The 16,091-nt window shown below is 47.7% G+C and carries 14 protein-coding genes; 7 read left to right on the top strand and 7 right to left on the bottom strand.

Annotated features, from left to right (window positions below):
- Positions 1 to 46: 46 nt before the first annotated feature.
- Positions 47 to 1,441, bottom strand: coding sequence for a phosphoglucosamine mutase (glmM, locus tag FOE74_RS12535; RefSeq protein WP_149098966.1), 1,395 nt, complete (start codon positions 1,439 to 1,441; stop codon positions 47 to 49).
- An 852-nt stretch (positions 1,442 to 2,293) separates the two neighbouring features.
- Between glmM and mazG the strand changes: the two genes are divergently transcribed.
- From mazG to FOE74_RS12575, 7 genes are all read left to right on the top strand, one after another.
- Positions 2,294 to 3,106: a nucleoside triphosphate pyrophosphohydrolase gene (gene mazG, locus FOE74_RS12540; RefSeq protein ID WP_149098967.1), complete on the top strand. Its 813-nt coding sequence runs from the start codon at positions 2,294 to 2,296 to the stop codon at positions 3,104 to 3,106.
- Positions 3,107 to 3,370: 264 nt separating this feature from the next.
- Positions 3,371 to 4,225 (top strand): MotA/TolQ/ExbB proton channel family protein, encoded by an 855-nt coding sequence (locus tag FOE74_RS12545; RefSeq protein WP_149098968.1) that lies wholly within the window; start codon positions 3,371 to 3,373, stop codon positions 4,223 to 4,225.
- Between the two features lie 28 nt (positions 4,226 to 4,253).
- Positions 4,254 to 4,856 carry an ExbD/TolR family protein gene (locus FOE74_RS12550; RefSeq protein ID WP_149098969.1) on the top strand — a complete coding sequence of 201 codons (603 nt, stop codon included), beginning with the start codon at positions 4,254 to 4,256 and terminating at the stop codon, positions 4,854 to 4,856.
- Positions 4,857 to 4,874: 18 nt separating this feature from the next.
- A complete protein-coding gene (locus tag FOE74_RS12555) occupies positions 4,875 to 5,411 on the top strand; it encodes an ExbD/TolR family protein (protein ID WP_149098970.1) in 537 nt (178 codons plus the stop codon).
- On the top strand, positions 5,411 to 6,235 hold the full coding sequence (locus tag FOE74_RS12560; RefSeq protein ID WP_149098971.1) for an energy transducer TonB: 825 nt from the start codon (positions 5,411 to 5,413) through the stop codon (positions 6,233 to 6,235). The genes FOE74_RS12555 and FOE74_RS12560 overlap by 1 nt, the downstream gene beginning before the upstream one ends.
- A gap of 380 nt (positions 6,236 to 6,615) precedes the next feature.
- Complete coding sequence (locus tag FOE74_RS12570) at positions 6,616 to 7,563, top strand: PstS family phosphate ABC transporter substrate-binding protein (protein WP_149098973.1); 948 nt, start codon at positions 6,616 to 6,618, stop codon at positions 7,561 to 7,563.
- Between the two features lie 244 nt (positions 7,564 to 7,807).
- The gene (locus FOE74_RS12575) at positions 7,808 to 9,100 is read left to right on the top strand and encodes a tetratricopeptide repeat protein (RefSeq protein ID WP_192576613.1); all 1,293 of its coding nucleotides are present in this window, start codon (positions 7,808 to 7,810) and stop codon (positions 9,098 to 9,100) included.
- 290 nt (positions 9,101 to 9,390) lie between these two features.
- Here the strand turns inward: FOE74_RS12575 and FOE74_RS12580 are convergent, their stop codons facing one another.
- The 6 genes from FOE74_RS12580 to porG all read right to left on the bottom strand — a co-directional run bounded on the left by FOE74_RS12580 (position 9,391) and on the right by porG (position 16,054).
- Positions 9,391 to 10,464: an RluA family pseudouridine synthase gene (locus tag FOE74_RS12580; protein ID WP_149098975.1), complete on the bottom strand. Its 1,074-nt coding sequence runs from the start codon at positions 10,462 to 10,464 to the stop codon at positions 9,391 to 9,393.
- A gap of 93 nt (positions 10,465 to 10,557) precedes the next feature.
- On the bottom strand, positions 10,558 to 11,175 hold the full coding sequence (locus FOE74_RS12585; protein ID WP_149098976.1) for an OmpH family outer membrane protein: 618 nt from the start codon (positions 11,173 to 11,175) through the stop codon (positions 10,558 to 10,560).
- 19 nt (positions 11,176 to 11,194) lie between these two features.
- On the bottom strand, positions 11,195 to 11,878 hold the full coding sequence (locus FOE74_RS12590) for an OmpH family outer membrane protein (RefSeq protein ID WP_225840799.1): 684 nt from the start codon (positions 11,876 to 11,878) through the stop codon (positions 11,195 to 11,197).
- A 29-nt stretch (positions 11,879 to 11,907) separates the two neighbouring features.
- Positions 11,908 to 14,484, bottom strand: coding sequence for a BamA/OMP85 family outer membrane protein (locus tag FOE74_RS12595; RefSeq protein ID WP_149098977.1), 2,577 nt, complete (start codon positions 14,482 to 14,484; stop codon positions 11,908 to 11,910).
- Positions 14,484 to 15,230 carry an isoprenyl transferase gene (locus FOE74_RS12600; RefSeq protein WP_225840820.1) on the bottom strand — a complete coding sequence of 249 codons (747 nt, stop codon included), beginning with the start codon at positions 15,228 to 15,230 and terminating at the stop codon, positions 14,484 to 14,486. The genes FOE74_RS12595 and FOE74_RS12600 overlap by 1 nt, the downstream gene beginning before the upstream one ends.
- A 59-nt stretch (positions 15,231 to 15,289) precedes the next feature.
- A complete protein-coding gene (gene porG / locus FOE74_RS12605; RefSeq protein WP_149098979.1) occupies positions 15,290 to 16,054 on the bottom strand; it encodes a type IX secretion system protein PorG in 765 nt (254 codons plus the stop codon).
- Between the last annotated feature and the right edge of the window lie 37 nt (positions 16,055 to 16,091).

Here is a 16,091-nt window from a genome sequence, read left to right on the forward strand (position 1 = left end):
GTGTCCTGAAAATAAGGTAAGGTTACTTTTAAGTAAAAGGTATGGGTTACTCAGACTTTTCTGAGATGATCTCTTTGATGTCACCAATGATCTTGTTGGCCAGGTGGTCAGCCGTAGACAGGCTGTCAGACTCGGCGTAGATCCGGATGATGGGCTCCGTGTTAGATTTGCGCAGGTGCACCCACTCTTTGTTGAACTCGATCTTCACGCCATCAATGGTGTTCACCGGCTGCTTGGCATAGTGCTTCTGCACTCGGGAAAGTACCGCGTCTACATCAATGTCTTTGGTGAGCTCTATCTTGTTCTTGGAGATATGGTAGTTGGGGTACTTGGCCCGCAACCGTGACATGCTCAACCCGGTTTTGGCCAGGTGCGACAGGAACAGCGCGATACCCACCAAGGCATCACGGCCGTAGTGCAGCTCTGGGTAAATGATGCCCCCGTTGCCTTCGCCGCCTATAACGGCGTTTTGCTCCTTCATCATGTTCACCACGTTCACCTCGCCCACGGCTGAGGCGAAGTATTGGCCACCGGCTTTCTCGGTGACATCGCGCAGGGCGCGGGTAGAGGAAAGGTTAGAAACGGTATTGCCTACCTGGTGCTGCAACACGTAGTCGGCTACGGCTACCAGGGTGTATTCTTCGCCGAACATGCTGCCGTCTTCGTTGACCAGGGCCAAACGGTCCACGTCTGGGTCTACCACAATGCCCAGATCAAACTTCCCTTTCTCCATGAGACGGGAAATCTCGCCCAAGTTCTCGGGCAAGGGCTCTGGGTTGTGGGCGAAGTTACCGGTGGGGTCACAGTGCAGTTTCTCAATGTGTTCTACGCCCAGGGCCTCCAGCAGCATTGGCACGGCAAACCCTCCGCTGGAATTCACGGCGTCTACCACCACTTTGAACTTCTTCGCTTTGATGGCTTCCATGTCTACCAAAGGCAGGTCTAAGACCGCTTTGATATGTTTTTTAAGGAATTTATCGCTTTGGGTGTATTTGCCCAGTTTGGAAACCTCCGCGAATTGGAAAGACTCCTGCTCGGCTAATTCCAGCACCAATTTACCTTCGGCGTCATTGATGAACTCGCCGTGCTGGTTTAAAAGTTTGAGGGCGTTCCACTGCTTGGGGTTGTGGCTGGCCGTGAGGATGATTCCGCCGCCGGCTTTCTTGGCCGGTACCGCCATCTCTACCGTGGGGGTGGTAGAAAGGCCCAGATCAATCACATTGATGCCCAAGCCTTGTAGCGTAGCGGCCACCAACCTGTTCACCATTTCACCAGAAAGACGGGCATCACGGCCTATTATGATAGTATTGTTATTGGTGGTCTGCAGTACCCAGGTGCCAAATGCCGCAGCAAATTTCACCACATCTACCGGCGTTAGGGCTTGCCCTACTTCTCCTCCAATTGTACCTCTGATTCCTGATATTGATTTTATAAGTGCCACAGATTCCTTTTTTTGAACACACAAAAGTAGTGAAATAGAAATGAATCAACACAATGAAGAAGACAAACGTGCCGCCTGCCACGGTTATTAAAACAATATTATTTTCATCTTCTATCCTCTGTTCAGCACCCTGGAAGGCATGGTCTTAACTCCCAATCAGCCATTGCTTTCTGCGCAAGGCCAAAAGGATTTCCTGTTCAGAAAAGAGCCAGGCAGAGACGGAGGGCATTTCTTTCAGGTCCCCTTTTCATAAAATAGGCTAAAAACAGGGCGCCCCAAGAGAATAGCAACCGTTCTACCAAACCACCCAGAAAAGTTTAGCCGTGCGCCTGTTTCTTGGTCAGGAACCGGTTACGAGTAAGTACCTGAGAAACGGGGAAAGACGGTGGGCTGCTCTGCCTAGGCTGCATGAATGGGGCCTTGTAAGGTTCTTGCCAAAGGCCCCACCCGCTGTTCCTTTTTCTGGTGCCTTTTCTATTTAGTCACAGCTACCACTGACAACCTTTTACCCCATTCCTGCGTTGTGGCGGTACTTCCAACCGATCTTCCCCTTTGCCTGATGAGCTTTTCACCGGCCATTTGATAAGGGGTAAAAGAAAAATATTTTTTTTCTTCCTGGGTTTATGGAATCCGCATACCACATGCATCTAAGTAGAAAATAAATCGTTCTGCGCTTTGACCAGGTCCAGGCAAGAACGTAACCTGTTCCTCGCCTCTTTTTCCTAAAACGGGCTGAAAACAGGTTGGCACAAACTACCTGACCGGTAAAAATTTACGGTTTATTGTGTTACTAAAAGATCAAGAAAGTATGCGTAGCTGCTAAATTCCTAACATTACGTTTATCTTTGCTAAATGGAACACCCTGCAGCACCCGCTTACTCTCGCCAGGCCCAGCTAGACGCTTTCAACCGTTTACTGGACATTCTGGACGATTTACGGGAGAAATGTCCCTGGGACAGAAAGCAAACCATGGAGACCCTTAGGCACCTTACCATTGAGGAAACCTATGAGCTTTCAGAGGCGATTCTAACCCAGGACATGCCTGAGATCAAGAAGGAGTTAGGTGACGTACTGCTACACCTGGTTTTCTATGCCAAGATTGCTTCTGAGAAAGGGGCCTTTGATTTGGCTGAGGTGTTGAATGCCCAATGTGACAAGCTGGTTTTCCGGCACCCCCACATTTATGGTGACGCCAAAGCCGAGACAGAGGAAGAGGTAAAGCAGAACTGGGAAAGCCTGAAGTTGAAAGAAGGCAATAAATCAGTTTTGGAAGGCGTTCCTTCGTCGCTCCCGTCCATGGTGAAAGCCATGCGCATTCAAGAGAAGGCCCGCGGGGTTGGATTTGACTGGGATGAACCATCAAAGGTTTGGGAGAAGGTAGAAGAGGAGCTGGCTGAATTCAAAGCTGAGTTTGACAAGCCCCACCTCACCCCGGAAGACAAGGCCCATGCCACCGCAGAGCTAGGCGATGTGTTCTTTTCCCTGATCAACTTTGCCCGATTCCTGGACCTGAACCCAGAAGAAGCCTTGGCTAAAACAAACCAGAAGTTCATCAAACGGTTCCAGTACCTGGAAAAAGCGGCCGCAGCCCAGGGAAAAAAACTCAGTGAGATGACCTTGGCAGAGATGGACGTGTATTGGGAACAAGCCAAAACCCAACCTTAGCCAGAGGGCTTGAATAGAAGAATTTCAAAATATACCCTAAATAGATTGTACTTTTGCAATAAATTTTCGAGCATAATTTGATATTTTGCGTTTAAATCCCTAGGCTTGTATTTAGGTTGCTCCTACACTTCACTTATTCTATGGGCGGTTTAAGCGGCTCAGTGGAATTTTTAATGTCAAAAGAGCATTTAACTTTTCAACAACCAATTTTTTTTAACAACTAACACAGTAACACAAACAACTAAACCTAAATTTTTAGACACAATGGAAAAAAAGAGTGCACCTGCAGCTGCAAAACCAGTACAAAAAGAAGGCAAAGCAGGCTCAATGTTTGCAAGCATCGTAATTCCAGTGGCCATCATTGCCGCCGTATTGATTTATCTTTACATTCTTGGTAACCCCGCTAACTTTGAAGGCGGTGATAACGCTAACCACCCACTTCCAGGCAATTACCTGGGCCAGGTGTACAAAGGAGGTTTCATTGTACCAATCTTGATCGCGATCAACATCTTGGTATTGGCTTTCTCTATTGAGCGTTTCATGACCATCAGCAAAGCAAAAGGTGGTAAAGGCCTTGAGCAGTTCGTGCGCAATGTGCGCCAGAAAATGAATGTAAATGACATCAATGGCGCCATCGCTATCTGCGACCAACAAAAAGGTTCAGTAGGTAACGTGGTAAAAGCAGGCTTGCTGAAATACCAAGAAATGCACAATGAGCATGGTATGACCAAAGATCAGCGTATCCTGGCTATCCAGAAGGAGATTGAAGAAGCTACTGCTCTTGAGTTGCCTTTGCTGGAGAAAAACCTGGTGATCATCTCTACTATTGCCTCAACTTCTACCCTGGTAGGTCTGATTGGAACAGTATTGGGTATGATTAAAGCGTTCGCGGCTCTTGCAACTGCAAGTGGTGCTCCAGATGCTACGCAGCTGGCAAACGGTATCTCTGAGGCCTTGATCAACACGGCTCTTGGTATTACAGGTTCTGCCATTGCTATCGTTGCGTACAACTACTTCACCAGCAAGATTGATGAGTTGACGTACAGCATTGATGAGGCTTCTTACAGCATCATTCAGACGTATGCCGCTCAGCACACTGAGAACAACAACAGAATCTAGTTGAACTTTCTAGTAGAAGGAAGATAAAATGCCAAAAGTAAAACCACACAGAAGCTCCCCCTCCCTGGACATGACGCCCATGGTGGACTTGGCATTCCTTCTGGTAACGTTCTTCATGCTTATTTCGAAGTTCGCACCAGAAGAAGTGCTGGTAGTGGACACACCATCTGCCACCTCAGAGATCAAAGCACCAGATGCCAACATCATCACCATCAGTATTGGTAATGATGAGCGGGTGTTCTTAGGGGTAGATGACAAAGCCACTAAATTGAGAATGATAGACAAGATCAGTGAGAAATACGGCGTAGGCTTCACACAACCAGAAAAAGATGTATTCGCTTCTCTGGGCTCGTTTGGCGTTCCTATTTCTCAGCTGAAGTCTTTTCTAGCTCTGAGCCCCGAGGATCAGAAAAAGGTAAACCAACCGGGTATTCCTATTGATTCTGTTAGAAATGAGTTGGGTGACCTGGTGCAATTAGCCCGTTACTCTAACCCCCAGTCTATTGTAGCCATCAAAGGAGATCAAGGTGCGGGTTATCCGGTAGCTGGTCGTGTGATTGAGATCTTGCAAGACAAGAACGTGAACCGTTTCAATCTCATCACAGATATGGAAGTTAAACCTCGTAATTAATAACGAAAGGGAAACGAGATGGCAGAAATACAACAGCAAGGCGGCGGCGACGAAGGCGGTAAAAAACGGGCCAAGAAAGGCTCTACCAAGGTGGACATGACCCCCATGGTAGACTTAGGCTTCCTGTTGCTTACCTTCTTCGTAATGACCACCACTTTGGCCAAGCCGCAGATCATGGAGATCAACATGCCGGTGAAACCAAAGGACAGACAAGAGCAGAACGAACTGAAGGCCTCTAATGCTTTCACCGTTCTTCTTGGAGGCGATAACCGAATCTTCTATTACCGTGGTCTTCACCAGCCTAACATGAACATCATCCCTGATGTGGAAGAGAGTGACTGGTCAGCCAAGGGTATTAGAAAAGTGGTATCTGAAGCGACAAAGGCGAACCCCAACCTGGTAGTACTTATCAAGGCCGATGAAACATCAAAGTATAAGAATCTGGTAGATATCTTAGATGAGATGAGCATCACCGGCACCCAGAAGTATGCCGTGGTAGAACTGGACAACGCAGATGCTACATTACTTAGAACCGCAGAAAAAGGAGGGCAATAATGGATAATCAACGTTTACAAACCGCTACGCTTGATGATATGGTCTTTGAAGGCCGTAACAAAGAGTATGGCGCGTACATGCTGCGTAAACTATATACGAAGCACGTGAACCGGGCGATTGTTATTGCAATCTTTCTTTTCGTTCTCTTCTTGAGTATTCCTTTGATCCAGTCTTTGTTCAAAGATGAAGAAGAGGTTGTAAAAGCACCGGTAGTTAAAGTAGTGGATTTGGCAGCTCCGCCTTCCGTAGAGAAGGTGGTACCACCACCGCCCCCACCACCAGACGCACCACCACCACCACCACCCGTACGTTCTACCGTTAAATTTACCCCTCCGGTGGTAAAGAAAGACGAAGAAGTAGTGAAGGAAGAGATTCCTGACGTGAAGGAACTATCAAAAACTGACGCTGGTACTGAAACAGTAAAAGGTGATCCTACGGCGCCTCCTACTCTGGAAGGTATTGAGAACGGTACCGGTCCTGCTGGTCCGGTACAGGAAGTATTTGAAGACAAAGTTTACATTGCGGTAGAGAAGATGCCTGAGTTCCCCGGTGGACAAGCAGCCATGTTCAAATACCTCAGCGACAAGTTCCGGATTCCATCTGCCGCCCAGCGTGCAGGTGCTGAAGGAACCGTAGTATTGAGCTTTGTAGTTGGACCAACCGGTGAGATCACTAACATTGAAGTAATGAAAGGCCTTGGTTATGGTCTAGATGAGGAAGCTGTACGTGTGATCAAGGGCATGCCTAAATGGAGCCCAGGTGAGCAGAACGGCCGTAAAGTATCTGTAAAATATACAGTGCCTTACCGTATCGTGATCAAGTAACCGTTTCACTTGCTCTAAAAAGTAAGAACTCCGGAGACAGCCATTCCTACAAGAATGGCCCGTCTCCGGAGTTCTTTTTTACCCTCGGCCTGAAATTACGTAGTTCTATTTAAAGCCACCTCTTATCAGCAGCCTCATGAATTACTCTAGAAGACCCCTGCGCGAACGCCAAACCAGCACCTATGAAAACATCATGAAGTATGTCTCCATGTTAATGGTACTTCTATACTTTGGCTTTGGTTTATACGTTCTACTATCCAGCCCACAACAGATACCTTTCCCCAGAGAATATAAAATAATATTAGGCGGACTGCTCCTTTTCTACGGTTTTATTAGATTTGTGCGTGCGTATCAACAATATTTTAAAAAATCCAGACGTAATGAAGAAGATTAATCTTTTGACTTTTCTGTGCACCGCAGGTATAGCTTTGGCTACCTTCTCCTGTGGCCAGTCTGGCAACGCCCCCGTAGATTCACCTACTTCCGGCTCTATTAAGATCACCGTAGATGAATCATTTGCCCCTATTGTAGACGCCCAGATCCAGATGTTCCAAAACCTGTACAAATATGCCAAGGTACAGGCGGTGTATAAGCCAGAGGTGCAGGTGGTACAGGACCTGCTTACTGACACGGTGCGGTTCGCTATTATGGCCAGACAATTGAATGACCAGGAGAAGGCTGAGTTTGCCAAATTGAAGATCACCCCCAGGGTCAACAAGATTGCGGTAGATGGTGTTGCCCTTATCTTAAACAAGGCAAATACAGACACCACGCTTACCATGCAGCAGGTACGGGATATCTTCACGGGTAGAAAAACCACCTGGAAACAGCTTGATCCAACTGCCTCCAATGGCAAGATCACCATTGTCTTTGACAATGGAAATTCCAGCACTGCCCGGTTCATCCAGGATTCTATCAACCTTGGAAAGCCGCTGCCCCCCAACAGCTATGCCTCTACCTCCAACTCAAACCTGGTTGACTACGTAGCAGAAAATCAGAACGCGATTGGGGTCATTGGCGTCAACTGGATCAGTGACCGCCATGACAGTACGGCTATCAGCTTCCTGAACAAGGTAAACGTGGTAGGCATCAGCGTAAAGGAAAACCCCACGTCTGAAGATGATTATGTGCAACCCTACCAAGGATATCTGGCGCAAGGAACTTATCCACTACGCAGAGAGGTTTTTATTGTAAGTAAAGAAGCTCGGGCAGGACTTGGCACAGGTTTTGCATCCTTCATTACCGGAGACAAGGGACAAAGGATTATCTTAAAATCAGGTTTAGTGCCCGCATCCATGCCAGTTCGCATAGTAGGGTTCAGACAATAAATCAATTAGAATTTCACTCACACTAACAACCAAAACAATGATTAAGAACTGGAAGACGTATGGTGTTTTAGCGGCTGCTTTCCTCTCTGCCGCTGGAGCTTCAGCACATAGCAATGGGTTGCGTTCTGGTAAGATTGAAAATAAGCTTTCATTGGCACAGTTCCCCCAGGAGCAAGCAGAATTTGCTACTTATGCTGTACAAGATAACTCCGCCGCAGGCTTGGTAAAACAAGGCAAAACCGCTTTGCAACAAAACAAGACTGCTGAAGCCCAACAGCTTTTTGACAAAGCGTTGGCCATGACCAAAAACAAAGACAACAACATCAAGATCCAGATTGGCGAGGCTTATGTGACTTCTGGGGTGAAAGACCTTTCTCCAGCCATTAAATTGCTGGAAGAAGCCGTAAGCAAAGACCCTAAGAATGCCAATGCCTATGTGCTGTTAGGAGATGCCTATCTTCATAACAAAACTGTAGACGGCGGTAAGGCGATGGCCAATTATGACAAAGCAATAGCTGCTGACGGCAAGTCGGCCAAGGCGCATTTACGCAAAGGCCAGCTTTATGTGCAGTCTCGTAACTTTACGCAAGCCAAAGAGGCGCTAGACGCCGCAGTGGCAGCTGACCCTAACTACGCTCCTACTTACCTGGAACTGGCTGAGCTTTACTACCGCGCCGAGCAGTATCCTAAGAGCTCTGAGTACATCAAGAAGTATGTGTCAATGGCAGAGAACACGCCTGAGACCCGCGCTAAATATGCTTCTATCCTGTACCTGACCAAGGACTACGCCAATGCGATGAATGAGATCCAGTCGGTGTTGAAGTCTGATCCTAACAACATTGCCATGAACCGCTTGGTGGCTTATAACTACTATGACACCAAGCAGTATGACAAGGCTCTGGAAGCCATGACGGCGTACTTCAATAAATTTGATGAAAGCAAACGCATTCCATCAGATTATGAATACTACGCGAACATCCTGGTAGAGAACAAGAAGCCACAGGAAGCGGTAGCCCTCATTGAGAAAGCGAAACAATTAGACCCTAAGAACCCGCTGTATGATGATCTTCTGGCCAAGCAGTACCTAAGCCTTAAGAACTACCCTAAAGCGATTCAGGCCTATAAATCTAAATTCGCCACCACGCCGCCTAATAACACAGACCTCTTCTACTATGGCTATACCCATGAGTTGAACGATGATTATAAGACGGCAGATAGCGTGTATACCCTTATCACCACCAACAACCCTACGTATGCGTACGGTCACTTCTGGAGAGCCCGGGCTAATTCAAACCTGGACCCAGACACCAAATTAGGCTTGGCCAAACCGCATTATGAGGAGTTTATCAAATTGACCTCTGGTGATAAAGAGAAATACAAAAAAGACCTGATCACCGCGAACAATTACCTGGGCTATTACTACTATCTGAAGAAAGACAAAGCCAATGCCACTAAGCACTGGCAGGAGGTAAAAACGTTGGATCCAACCAATGCAGATGCCACCAACGGTCTGAATGGCTTAAAGGCAATGAAATAAGCAACCCATCAACAAGGCATAAAAAAAGCCCCCAATCTCTGGGGGCTTTTTTTATGCCTTATTTTCTACAAATTAACCGTAAAACGACTGGGGAAAGAAAGCAAACTATCTGGACTTTATTGCCACCAGATGATTGGAACACAGAAAAGGAGCTGCAATAAGTAGGTGCTGTTTTACCCGTACATTTCATAAAACAGCCTTGAAACCTACCCGTTCGTCTTTGATATCCTTTCCTGCCTGAATAACTACGGCCGCACTCCATAAAGCCGCGCCTCCTGTTACTGATAAGCTTAGGCCTGTATTCTATTCTGGAGCACCTGACCGTATTGCCGCCACCGTTCAAGCCCCGCCACAAAGTCTTCAGGTAAGTCAGATTCAAAGAAGATAAACTTCCGGCTTATGGGATGGATAAAGCCCAAGGACTTGGCATGAAGCGCCTGCCGGGGCAATACCTGAAAGGTATTCTGCACAAAAGCTTTATAGGAACCCGTCAATTGGCCTTTTACTACCTTGTCGCCGCCGTAGGTGCTGTCGTTGAACAGGGGATGTCCCAGATGCTTCATATGGGCCCTGATCTGGTGGGTGCGGCCCGTTTCCAGGTTACATTTGACTAAACTGCAGTACGTGAAGCTTTCCAGCACCTCATAATGCGTGACAGCCGGCTTGCCGAATTCGCCATCTGGGTAAACGGCCATAACCTTGCGGTCTTTCAGGCTCCGCCCGATGTGCCCCACAATGGTGCCTTTCGCCTGCGCAGGCACTCCCCAAACCAACGCATAGTACGTACGCTCAATGGAGTGGTCAAAGAACTGGCGCGCCAGAAAAGACATAGCCAGTTCGGTCTTGGCAATGACCAAAAGGCCCGAGGTATCCTTGTCAATGCGGTGCACCAGACCTGGCCGTATCTCGCCGTTCCTATGGGTGGGTAAGTTCTGCAAGTAGTACACCAGGCCATTCACCAAGGTGCCAGACCAGTTGTTATAGGCAGGGTGCACCACCATTCCTGCTGGCTTGTTGATCATCATCAGTTCCTCATCTTCATAGATGATATTGAGAGGAATGTCTTCGGGTACAACGTCTGTCTCTCTGGGCGGGGTCGCCAATGTGACGGTGATGACATCAAAGGGCTTAACCTTGTAACTGGCTTTGGTTGGCTGGGCATTTACCCGCACAGATTCGGCCTTGATGGCCTCCTGCAACTTATTGCGGGTCACATTGGGTAATCGGTCCATCAGGAATTTGTCAAGGCGCAGCAAGGCTTGCCCTTTGTCTACCTGTATGCGGTGGTGCTCAAACAACTCATCAGAGTCAGCACTGGCTAAGTCCTCCAACTCCTCTTCAAAAGCCTCAGGTGATTCCTCCATGTGTTTCCTTGGTGTTTTCTGTAATATGGCACAAAAATAAAGAGCCGGTGACGAAATACGTCACCGGCTCTTTCACTTATAAGGCTGTTGTCCTTATTTTTTCTTTTTAACAGGGGCCGTAGTGGCAGGAGTGGCGGCTTTAGGGGCAGCATTGGCACCCGGAGTCACCGTAGAGGCAGCAGGAGAACCTTTAGGAGCCGGAGTCACCCCCAGGTCTTTCAACACCAGGTCAGTAAAGCTGTTGCCATCTTCAGGGCCATACAACAAAGCTTCAGCGGTAAAGATGTGCGTATAGGCGTTCTCTTTCGCTACTTTGTCAATAGACTTCTGGATTTTGGTCATTACAGGCTCTAACGCAGACTGCTCTTTCTTCTGCAGAGAAGCATCAGCGTTCCGTTGGAACTCCTCAATAGAAGCCTGCAGGGTAGTCAATTCTTTTTCTCTATCAGCTCTTACTACGTCTGTCATGGTAGGAGCTCCTTTTTTGTACGCTTCTACTTTCTCCTGATAAGACTTGTATTTGTTCTGAAGCTCTTTCTCTAATTGGCTACTATGGGCTTTCAGGTCAGACTCAATTTGGCGGCTCTCTGGAAGCTGGCTAATAATGTAGTTTGCATTGGTATAGCCAATTTTTACGTTTCCTGTCTGTGCAAAAGAAGCCACACTTACTAGTAAAAAAGCGGCTACCAACAGAGATTTCAATTTGTTCATTTTAATTTGCTTAGTTTGTTTAATTGTTTTTCTTTTTAACCGGTGTTGCCTGACGTTTAGGTTCTACCTTTTTGTTTGTTGGATTGGCTGGCGTGGTAGCCCCTTCTGGCAAGGGAGGTACATCTGCCGGATCTTCTTTCAAAGCGTCAGCCGGACGGGCACCTGCGGTGTTCTGCTCTTTAGAGGCCAATCCTAGCTCTTCCAAGACTAACTCTGTGTAATCATGCCGGGGATCTGTGTACAACATCACCACATCTCCAGATTTGTCAAACATAAAGTTCAAGCCTCTAGCCCTCACAATCTTCTCCACCGCCTCAAACAGTTGATCCTGGGCTGGTCTTACCAGTTCCTGACGTCTTTTAAACAAAGCGCCTTCAAACCCAAACATCTTCCGCTGAAACTCCCGTAGCTCTGTGTCTTTGCGGGTCAACTCCTCCTGACGCTTTACCTTCATGTCTGGCGTTAAGAGGATCTCCTCAGCCTGATAACTCTTTTGAAGCTTTTCAAGTTCCGCCCGCATGTTTTCAATTTCCTTCTGCCATGTCTGAGAGAGCTTTTCTACCTCAGCCTGGGCATTGGAATATGCGGGCATTTTCTGCAAGATAAAACCAGAATCAATATAGCCAAAGCGTTGGGCACTGGCTTCTTTTCCGAAGAGAAGAAACATTCCCACTAATAAAACGCAGCCTAATTTCTTCATCATTTTTATCTAAACAAATTCTGTTCCAATAATTACCTGATCTGCTGGCCTATGATAAAGTGGAACTGACCACCACTTGCCCCAGGCAAACCTGGAACGGTATCCAGTCCCCAACCATAGTCAAAGCCTAACAAACCAAAAGCCGCCATAAACACCCGGGCGCCTACCCCTACAGAACGATACAGCTTGAATGGATCGTATTCACGGTAGCTGCCAAAGTTGTTACCCGCCTCGGCAAAGCCCAGGACAAACACTGTTGCGGCTGGGTTCAAGGAGATAGGGTACCGTAGTTCTGCCACGTATTTGTTGAAGGCAACCCCACCCGCCGCATTAGGGCTGATGCTTTGGTCTTCATATCCTCTTAACCCTACATAGTCGGTAGCCACAATAAACGAACCACCTCCTAAACCAGAGCCCCCTAACTTGAAGCGCTCGAACGGTCCAATTTCCCCATCAGATCCGTAGGTACCGATAAACCCGAAGTGGGCCCGTGTATTCAACACCAGTTTTCCGTTTCCGCTCAGTGAATGGAACCAGGAGGCATCAAACATCCATTTATGGAACTCAATCCACTGGAAGTTATTCACGGTGCTCTTGAACAGTGAATAAGGTGGGGTAAAGGTCACGTTCAAACCAATAGAAGAGCCGGAACGGGTATAGGTTGGGTTGTCAATGCTGGACCGGGCAAAGGAAGTGATAAAGGAGATGTTGTTGGCATCTCTGATCTTATCCGCTTCAGAATACCCTCTAAAGATGGTAGAGCCATTGCTCATGTTGTACCGGAAGTACGACAACGAGTTACTTATATTGAAGTAATCATCTGGCCACCGTAGTCTTCTACCCAGGTTAACACTTGCCCCTGTAATGTCAATGAAGGCTTCTTTCAACTGGTTGAGCTCATCTCTTTCATTGAATCTCTGGATGGACTTGCTCAGACTAACTGTTAAGGAGTTGGGTCTGCGGCCACCTAACCAAGGTTCTGTGAATGACAGGGAGTAAGACTGGTACCGCTTGCCGTTTGCCTGAATATTAAGGGCAAGGCGCTGTCCGTCACCGGATGGTACTGGTCTCCACTCTTTCCAGTCAGTGGCTTTGCGCAAAGAGAAGTTGTTCAGGACTAGACCTACCGTACCCACGGCGCCCAGACCACCACCCCAACCACCGGAAAGGGTGATTTGGTCATTTGGCCTTTCCTCTACCGTGTACCGGATGTCAACGGTTCCATTCTCAGGATTTGGGATAGGCTCCATCCCGATTTTCTCAGGGTCAAAATACCCCAGGTTGGAAAGTTCCCGCTGAGAGCGGATCAACGCAGACCGGCTGAAGTTCTGCCCCGGCAACGTACGCAGTTCCCGCAAAATCACGTGGTCACTGGTCTTGGTGTTTCCAGAAACGGTAACGGAATTCACGGTAGCCTGCGAGCCTTCACTCAAACGTAGTTCAATGTCAATGGAGTCACCTACCACGGCCACCTCTACAGGTTCAATCTGGAAAAACAGGTAACCATCATCCATGTACAAGGAAGTGACGTCGTTCCCGGTTGGGTTATAGTTCAATCGTTTGTCTAGTTCCTCGCGGTTGTAGACATCGCCTTTCTCCAGGCCTAACACCCGGGCCAGCGTGGCATCATCATACAAATAGTTCCCACTCCAGCTGATGTTGCGGTAATAGTATTTCTTGCCTTCATCCACCACAATCTGAATGCCGATGCGGTCATCGCTTATTTTGTAGATAGAATCAGAGACAATGGTAGCATCACGGTAGCCTTCTTTGTTATAGAAGTCAATCAGAAGCTTCTTGTCTTCTTCGTACTCCGTTTTGTTGAACTTACCACCGGTAAATACTTTATAGAACTTCTTTTCTTTGGTTTTCTTCAGTTGGCGTTTCAGCTTGTTCTCACTGAACCCTTCCTCCTCTTTCCAGAGGCCGGCAATCTTGCTTCCAAAACCACCATCTTCTACTGATTCGCCGGCAGCGTTGATGCGCTCAATGTCTAGTTCGCCAATGCGTACTTTCTCTCCTTTGTCTACCTTGATCTCCAGGGCAACGCTGTTAGCGATCACAGAATCCGGCGTTTGCCGGATCACCACTTGCGCATTAAGGTACCCTTTGTCTTGGAAAAACTTCTGTACGGTGGTGCGGGTAGAATTAAGAAGTGCATCTGTCACTACCCTTCCTTTATTAAGGGAAATCTTTTTCTGCAGATCCTCTGCCTGTGACTTAGAGGTGCCTGAGAAATCAAAACGGGACAGGCGAGGGCGCTCTGTCAGGAAAAAATCAAGGAATATCTTATTTCCTTCAATCTTAGTGGCCCGCACATCCACGCCACCCAGAATACCCTGATCCCAGAGCTTCTGAATAGCGCTACTGATGGCATCACCGGGCACGTCAATCTCATCTCCTACTTTCAACCCCGTAAGGGAAATCAACGTAGTAGGATCTAAGAATTTGGCTCCGCTTACGGTTATGCCGCCAATCTCGTATTTCTTAGGGTTTGCGTAATCTATAGAGGTTGCCGCATTGCTGTTGCCAACACCTAGTCTGATTTGCGCAGTGGCAGTTATACCAGACGTTACTAAGAGGCATAACAGCCAAAAATACTTACTCATTAAGAATGGGCTTTTTGTAATTGTTCGCTTGTCTTCCCAAAACGGCGTTCCCGCTGCTGGAAAGCAAGTATGGCTTCATAAAGATGTTCTTTCCTAAAGTCAGGCCACAAAAGTTCTGTGATATACAGCTCTGTATAGGCGAGCTGCCAAAGCAAGAAATTACTGATCCTTTGCTCCCCGCTGGTTCTGATCAAAAGTTCAGGGTCTGGCATGCCTGCGGTAGTCAAAAAGGTCTTTACCAGGTCCTCATTGATGGCCTCCGGCTCCAATTCCCCAGCCTTTACCTGAGCGGCAAGTTTCTGCATCACGTTCACCAACTCCCACCGGCCACTGTAGCTCAAGGCTAACACCAGAGTCATGCGGGTGTTCTGGCTTGTGAGGGCAATAGCTTCTTCCAGCTGCTTTCTGCACGCGTGAGGCAAAGCCGCTATATCTCCAATGGACTGCAACCGGATATTGTTTTTATTCAACGTCTCGGTCTCCTTGCGAATGGTGCTGACCAGTAACTGCATCAAGGCCTCTACTTCATACTTGGGTCTTGACCAGTTCTCTGTGGAAAAAGCGTAAAGCGTCAGATACTTAACCCCTAACTCAGCGGAAGCCTCTACTGTTTCGCGCACTGCGGTAATGGCGTTCTGATGGCCAAAAATCCTGAGATTGCCTTTTTTCTTTGCCCATCTTCCATTCCCGTCCATGATAACGGCAACATGTTGGGGCAAATTGTCTATGTCTATCTTTTCCTTCAGGCTCATTAAAAAGAAATTTCAATGCAATTTAGGAAAAGCTTATCACATTATGCCTATCCCTATTTCTCCTTCCTGCTTTTACCTGACGGAATGGGGCAGTTGATTTTATAGAACGTATAAGAAATGCTGATTCCATTATAGAAATACATGTCTCTGCTGTTGGGATTCATCACCTGCTCGTTCTGATCTACCAGATTATCAAAGGCATCGGTGACAAAAAGCCGCACCCCTGCCTCTGCCCCCAGGTTCCACCGTTCAGATAGCGCATACTTCACCCCCAGCCCCACTGGCACCGCAAAGGAGAAGCCGGTTCTATATGCCTGCTCCTTGTCTCTGGTCTCTGGATCTGGGTAGATAATGGTGGGGTCTACCGCCGTGGTTTTATTGTTGTACACCAACCCGGCTAAACTCACGGTAAAATAAGGAGTCCACCGCACGGGGCGCCTGAAATCATAATAGTCCATGAAGTTATAGTCAATGCCGCCACTCAGTTCAAGAAGGCTGGTTGTGACCGTTGCTTGCCTATACATAGACAAAGGCAGTTCCCGGGCCAGAAAGGAGGGATTATCTGTTAGGTCTTCATCTTCTGCGCGCACCCGGCCCACAAGCAGGGACGCTCGCCCCACCAGGGCGGTAGAGAGGTCTTTCTTATAGAAGAGGGTAAGCGCGGGCCGGTTACTCTTTAAGCGGTACCTGGGTGCTACTTCCCCTTTGTACACTACTCCTCCAATGCCAATTCCTACCTCACTGGTGGTTCTTGGCTGTCCTGTTTGTTGCTGCGCGTTAGCAGGTAATGCAAAAAAAACACTCCCTATTTGTACCAAGGTCCAAATAAGGAGTGCGCGTACTTTTCTTAAAACC

This window comes from Rufibacter glacialis (assembly GCF_008271745.1).
GTDB lineage: Bacteria > Bacteroidota > Bacteroidia > Cytophagales > Hymenobacteraceae > Nibribacter > Nibribacter glacialis.

Bases quoted from the DNA above. Each gene is read 5' to 3' on its own strand.
- mazG (WP_149098967.1), top strand. From the start codon at position 2,294: ATGGAACACCCTGCAGCACCCGCTTACTCTCGCCAGGCCCAGCTAGAC.
- FOE74_RS12545 (WP_149098968.1), top strand. From the start codon at position 3,371: ATGGAAAAAAAGAGTGCACCTGCAGCTGCAAAACCAGTACAAAAAGAA.
- FOE74_RS12550 (WP_149098969.1), top strand. From the start codon at position 4,254: ATGCCAAAAGTAAAACCACACAGAAGCTCCCCCTCCCTGGACATGACG.
- FOE74_RS12555 (WP_149098970.1), top strand. From the start codon at position 4,875: ATGGCAGAAATACAACAGCAAGGCGGCGGCGACGAAGGCGGTAAAAAA.
- FOE74_RS12560 (WP_149098971.1), top strand. From the start codon at position 5,411: ATGGATAATCAACGTTTACAAACCGCTACGCTTGATGATATGGTCTTT.
- FOE74_RS12570 (WP_149098973.1), top strand. From the start codon at position 6,616: ATGAAGAAGATTAATCTTTTGACTTTTCTGTGCACCGCAGGTATAGCT.
- FOE74_RS12580 (WP_149098975.1), bottom strand. From the start codon at position 10,464: ATGGAGGAATCACCTGAGGCTTTTGAAGAGGAGTTGGAGGACTTAGCC.
- FOE74_RS12585 (WP_149098976.1), bottom strand. From the start codon at position 11,175: ATGAACAAATTGAAATCTCTGTTGGTAGCCGCTTTTTTACTAGTAAGT.
- FOE74_RS12590 (WP_225840799.1), bottom strand. From the start codon at position 11,878: ATGATGAAGAAATTAGGCTGCGTTTTATTAGTGGGAATGTTTCTTCTC.
- FOE74_RS12595 (WP_149098977.1), bottom strand. From the start codon at position 14,484: ATGAGTAAGTATTTTTGGCTGTTATGCCTCTTAGTAACGTCTGGTATA.